Source organism: Areca yellow leaf disease phytoplasma (assembly GCF_041920595.1).
The window spans coordinates 619,607-625,007 of the sequence record NZ_CP169277.1; the positions used below are offsets into that span (position 1 = coordinate 619,607).

Annotated in this window: 3 protein-coding genes and 2 pseudogenes; 3 read left to right on the forward strand and 2 right to left on the reverse strand. The window is 25.2% G+C overall.

Annotated features, from left to right (window positions below; all coding sequences use genetic code 11):
- Positions 1-82: 82 nt before the first annotated feature.
- A pseudogene (locus ACEW7V_RS03510) lies at positions 83-825 on the reverse strand (ABC transporter ATP-binding protein); the annotation flags it as partial.
- A gap of 466 nt (positions 826-1,291) precedes the next feature.
- Positions 1,292-2,808, reverse strand: a pseudogene (gene asnS, locus ACEW7V_RS03515) (asparagine--tRNA ligase).
- Positions 2,809-4,528: 1,720 nt separating this feature from the next.
- On the opposite strand from asnS, the gene ACEW7V_RS03520 reads away from it, so the two are divergent.
- The 3 genes from ACEW7V_RS03520 (at position 4,529) to ACEW7V_RS03530 (ending at position 5,291) form a co-directional block, all read left to right on the forward strand.
- Positions 4,529-4,687, forward strand: a complete 159-nt coding sequence (locus ACEW7V_RS03520; protein WP_374695460.1) for a DnaA ATPase domain-containing protein — start codon at positions 4,529-4,531, stop codon at positions 4,685-4,687.
- Between the two features lie 213 nt (positions 4,688-4,900).
- Positions 4,901-5,077: a hypothetical protein gene (locus ACEW7V_RS03525; protein WP_374695461.1), complete on the forward strand. Its 177-nt coding sequence runs from the start codon at positions 4,901-4,903 to the stop codon at positions 5,075-5,077.
- A gap of 43 nt (positions 5,078-5,120) precedes the next feature.
- The gene (locus ACEW7V_RS03530; RefSeq protein WP_374695462.1) at positions 5,121-5,291 is read left to right on the forward strand and encodes a hypothetical protein; all 171 of its coding nucleotides are present in this window, start codon (positions 5,121-5,123) and stop codon (positions 5,289-5,291) included.
- Positions 5,292-5,401 lie beyond the last annotated feature (110 nt).

Below are 5,401 nucleotides of genomic sequence, written 5' to 3' on the forward strand. Positions count from 1 at the left end.
GATTTCTTGATTTAGGTTTTTAAAAGTTTTGTTAGAAGAAAAATCAAAAAGAGTGAATCTCAATAGTTACTTTTCAAAAAATAATTTTTCCTTCAAAAATAGAGATAAGCGGATTGCCTAAAATTTGGCAACAAACAAGTTGTTAGGATTGGCATAAACTTCTTGAGGAGCGCCTTTTTGTTGGATTTGTCCTTTATTCATTAAGCAAATTTCATCACTAATAGACATTGCTTCTTCTTGGTCGTGTGTAACAAAAATAGCAGTGATTCCAGTTTTCGTTGGATTCTTCTAATTTCTTCTCCTAGATTTTGAGGCGTAACCCTGCATCTAAGTTTGGATAAGGGCTCATCTAAAAGCAAAACTTGAGGCTCTTTTACTAATGCTCTTGCAATTGCTACGCGTTGTTGTTGTCCGCCTGAAAGTTGTTGAATTTTTTTGTCTAAATGATTGGCAATTCCCACTAACTTGGCAATTTCTTCTACTTTTTGCACAATAATTTCGCGCGCAAATTTTAGATTTTCCAGTGGAAAGGAAATATTTTGTCTAACTGTCATATGAGGATATAGAGCGTAATTTTGGAAAACTAAACCAATACCTCTTTTTCAATAGGCAGGTTAGTGACATCTTTGTCGCCAAAAAATATTTTCCAGCCGAAATAGGATGAAGCCCTGCAATCATGTAAAGAAAGTAGTCGATTTGCCACAACCGAAGGACCTAAAAGACTTAACAATTTCCTTTAGGAATGTTGATGTCGAATTTTTTAGCATAAGTTTCTTTTTTAGTTTGTTTATCGATGAGAAATTTTAGAAACTTACTTGTTCTAATTTTATACCCATTTTTTGTATTCCTTATTTTTAGCTTTTTGGCTTTTAATTTTGTGTTTGTGATTTTGGTTTGATTTGGTTTTGGTTTTGGTTTTATTATTTTGATTTTATTATTTTTAACTTTTTTTATTGTTTTTGGTTTTTTGATTTTTGGTTTTATCTTTTAGATGAATTTAATCATTTTTAATTATTGGTGATTTTTTATTTTTGGACTTTTGGTTGCTTTTTGAATTTTATAAAATTTTATAAATGTTTAAAAAATATTGACAATTAATAGTTAAAAAATATTAAATATGATTTTGCAATTTTTGTTTTTAAAAATAAGTAAAAGCGAAATTCCAAACAAAAAATAAAAAAATGTTTTAGAAAAACATTTTAGAGTTAAAAAATATTTAAGAAAAGGTAAAAAGTTTAAAGTTCTTTGTAAATTGATAAATAAAACGATACTATTAATTAAACTTAAAAAACTAAATTATGATAAGTTCTTGAAAAGCAATTACATCAACGAATATTATCTAATCCTGTTAAAAAAATTAGTAGTCTTTCAAATCCTAAGCCAAACCTGAATGAATGCATCCCCAAAACGGCGTAAATCTAAATACCATTCCAAATCTTTTTGAGGAATTTTCATTTTGGTTCATTTTTTTTTCACTAAAAACTGATAAATTTTTCTTCTTTGCGATCCACCAATTAATTCTCTGACACGAGGAACTAAAAGATCCATCGCAGCTACTGTTTTTTGATCGGGATTATTTTTTCATATAAAAAGCTTTAATTTCTTTGGCCAATCAACAATAAAACTGGGTTTTTTTAAAATGTGTTTCGGTTAAATATTTTTCGTGTTCGGTTTGCCAAATCAGCGCCATAAAAAGGGGGTTTCAAATTTGGTGTGTTGCTTTTTTGCAAAATTTCTTTAAAGCTGTTCATATTTTACTGTCAAATTCTTTTTCCTCAGCGATGTTTTTTAATTCTTCAATTAAACAGTTTTTTTCTGTCTTAGTCCAAAAATTCCTATATCTTGATAATTTTGTTCTAAAACATTTAACAATAACAAATTGTAACATTTCTTGGGCGACTTTTAAATTTTTGAGATAAATTGCAAAAAGCCATTTCAGGTTCTAACATCCAAAAAATTCAGCAGCATGTCTTGGAGTATTTGATTTTTCAGCTCTAAAAGTAGGACCAAAAGTATAGACTTTATTCAAACCCAAAGCTATCGCTTCTGCTTCTAGTTGACCTGTTACTTGTTAAAAAACTTTTTGCCAAAAAAATCTTTTGATAATCAATTTCATTTTTGCTGGTAGTCTCATCGGCAAGTTTGGAAGCGTTTCGGAATGTTTTTTGTTTTTGGCAAAGCTTCTAAATTAAGGGTTGTAAGTGCTGAAATAATTCACCCGCGCCTTCACCATCATTAGCAGTGATAATGGGGTGTTGATGTGAAAAACCTTTTTTTTGAAAAATCCGTGAAGGGCAAAAAAGCGGTATTTCTAATACGAAAACTGTCTAAAAAGTTTGAGGTGCGCACTCTTAGATGAGAAATTTGTCTCAAAAAGACTTAGAATGTTTTTTGGGTTGAAGCTGATAAGAAAAATCACTTGCGCCTAAAAGAGAAACATTTTGGGTCACTAATTTCAAAAGGCGTTTGGGGATTGTTGGTTGCTTTTAGAATGCCTTCCACTTGCAAAGAAGCCCCAATTTGCAACATTTCTTTTAATTTTTCTAAATTAATGTTATTTGGAAATTCGTTGTTGGTATTGACTTTTTGGTTTTCATGAAATTCGGTAATTTCGGCGGCGATTTCGATGTTTTTGGTTTTGGTTTCTTTACAAATAATTTGTAAATTTTCCAGAAAAGTACCATCATTTAAATCGATAAAAATTATTTTTTTTTGATAACGACAATTTCTAACCCAACCATTTAATACTATTTTTTTTTGATAAAATAACTCTGGTTTTTGGAAAATATCTTTGATAGAAATTTTCATTGTAATTTACTAATCCTTTGTTTTTATGTAATGTTGTAATATTTTGTTGTAAATAAAAAAGTGAAATGAAACGAATATGAATTAAAAAAATGTAAATGGAAATAGAAAAAAGGGGATTAAAATAAGAAGAAAAAGAAATTTAAAGAAAAGAATCGGAGGAAAAATAATAGCGAAGCAAAAAAAAAAGAAAAAAAGAGAGGCAAAAGTATTAGAATTAGTAATATGAAAAATAATTTTTTTTGTTTATTTTTTTAATTAAAATAGCGATATATAATAAAAACTTGAAAATTTTAAAAGTTTTAGGAAATTAATAGATCTTAATTAAAAAAAGTAAAAAAAGATTAAAAAAATTGTCCAAAAATAATAAAAATGTTTTAAAAAAAATACTCAAAATAAAAATAACCCAAAAAAGAATTGAAAGAATTAAAAACAATTACAAATTTATTTTATCATTTTTTTAAGTTATATTTTGATATTTTTTTGAAAAAAACGCAATAAATTAGAATAAAAAAAGAAAACAATAACAAAGTAAAAATAAAATAAATAAAAGTTAGGAAAAAATAGGTTTAAATGTTCTAAGTTTTAAAAAAAGTTCCTAAGTTTTAAAAAAAATAATTTTTAGTTGTAAAAAACTAACTTATAAAAAGATTAATAAGTTAATTTTCATAAATTGTTCTTCTTTTTAAAGAAAGGTTTTTCATTTAGGAAAAAGTTATTTTTTGTTCTAAAAACTGTGGCTTTTTATGTTATTATTTTATTGAATAATTTTATTTTTTCTAGAAAAAACGTGAAAGCAAAAAAGTTTTAAATAGTTTTGTTAAAAATAAAATGTTTCCAAACTGTTAAAAATAGTTCTAAAATGTTAATAAATTTTTCCTTAATTTGAGAGAAAAATAAAGTTAAAAGCTATTTTTTTTAGAATTAGGAACAAAAATGTGCTTCATAATAATAATAATTTATTAAAAAAAATAAAAACAATAATAAAAATAAAATACTAAAGGTAATATTAAAATGAATAATTATAATAAATTTGGGAGATAATTTTAAATGAACTATTAAAAATTTACAGTGATAAGTTTTAAAAACATTTCCAATATTAAAAAAATAAACCAAATTGAAGAAAAAATTATAATTTCAGTGAAACTGAATTTATTAAGAATAAAATATATAAAATGTATTTTGAAAAAATCAAAAAATAACTAAATTAAAATTTGAAGAAAAAATTATAATTGAATTTGTTTCAGAAAAAAATAAAAAAAATAGTAATTTTGATGATGAAAAAAATTATTTTGAAAATCTTAAAGAAAAATTAGAAAATGAGAATCAAAATTATTTTTCCAAAATTGAAAATAATGAAAATAATGATGAATTCCAAAATAATAAAATATTTTGAAAAAATGAAAAAGAACAAATCGAGAACTAAAACTGATAATGAAACAAATCATTGAAATTGAAAGCCAGAGAAAAATACGTTTTAATATAATACAATTATGGAAATACCAATCCCAAGTATAGTTTTAGATATCAATTTTGTTGTGGGAAAAAGTAATAATTTGCCTTTAAAATTGCCAAAAAAATTGCTGAAGAAAAAAAGTAACTACCAATCCGCTATATATTTTGACAGGAATCGGAAAAACCTACATCTAATTCAGGCAATCAATCATATTTTGAAAAAAACACATTCAGAAAAAAGTTCTATCATGTCAAAAGCGTGGATTTATTGAAGAAATTTACCAACCAATTAAGAAAAGCCAAAATGGAGGATTTCAACGAAAAATACCGTGATATTGATCTTTTATTAGTTGATGATATCCAAATTATGGCAGGTGCTACAAGAGCTCAAATGGAGTTTTTAAATTATTTGATTATCTTTATTTAAACCAAAAACAAATTGTAATTACAAGCGATAAACAAGCCTCAGAACTAAAAATATTGTGGTGAATTAACTTCCGTTTTGGAAGCTGGTCTTATGGTTGATATTCAAAGTCCCTGAATTTTTAATCATCGTGTAATATTTTGAAAAAGAAAATATTAGAATTTGGTTTCCCACAAAATCACTTTAAGGAAAATAAAAAAGATGTCCTTGATTTGATTGTTTTCTTCTTTTGTTAATAATGTTCGTGAAATGGAAGGAGCTTTATTAAGATTGTTGAATTATGCCCAAACTTTTGGCTATGATATTGATATTAATATTGCCAATGAAGCTTTAGAACTTTTGATTAAAGCAAAAAAAGTGTTTCTTATGATGAGGATGTTTTGGAAAAATTAAATCAGTTGTTAGCAATTTTTTCAATATTTCAGTTCGTGATTTAATGAGTAAAAAAGACAAAAAATATACTTTACCACGTCATATTGCTATGTATTTAATCAAAGAATTAAAAGATATTCCTTATAATATTGTTGGTAGTTTAAAAGAAACCATTCTGCAGTTTTTAAAGCTTTATCAAAAATTAAAAAAAAATCTCAAAGTGATTATGAATTAAAAATCCTTAGAACTTATTTTGAAAAAATTAATTCTTAATAAATGAATTAAATAATAAATGAATTGAATAAAACTTGAAAGCAATACGTAAATTGAACGAAGTACAGATGT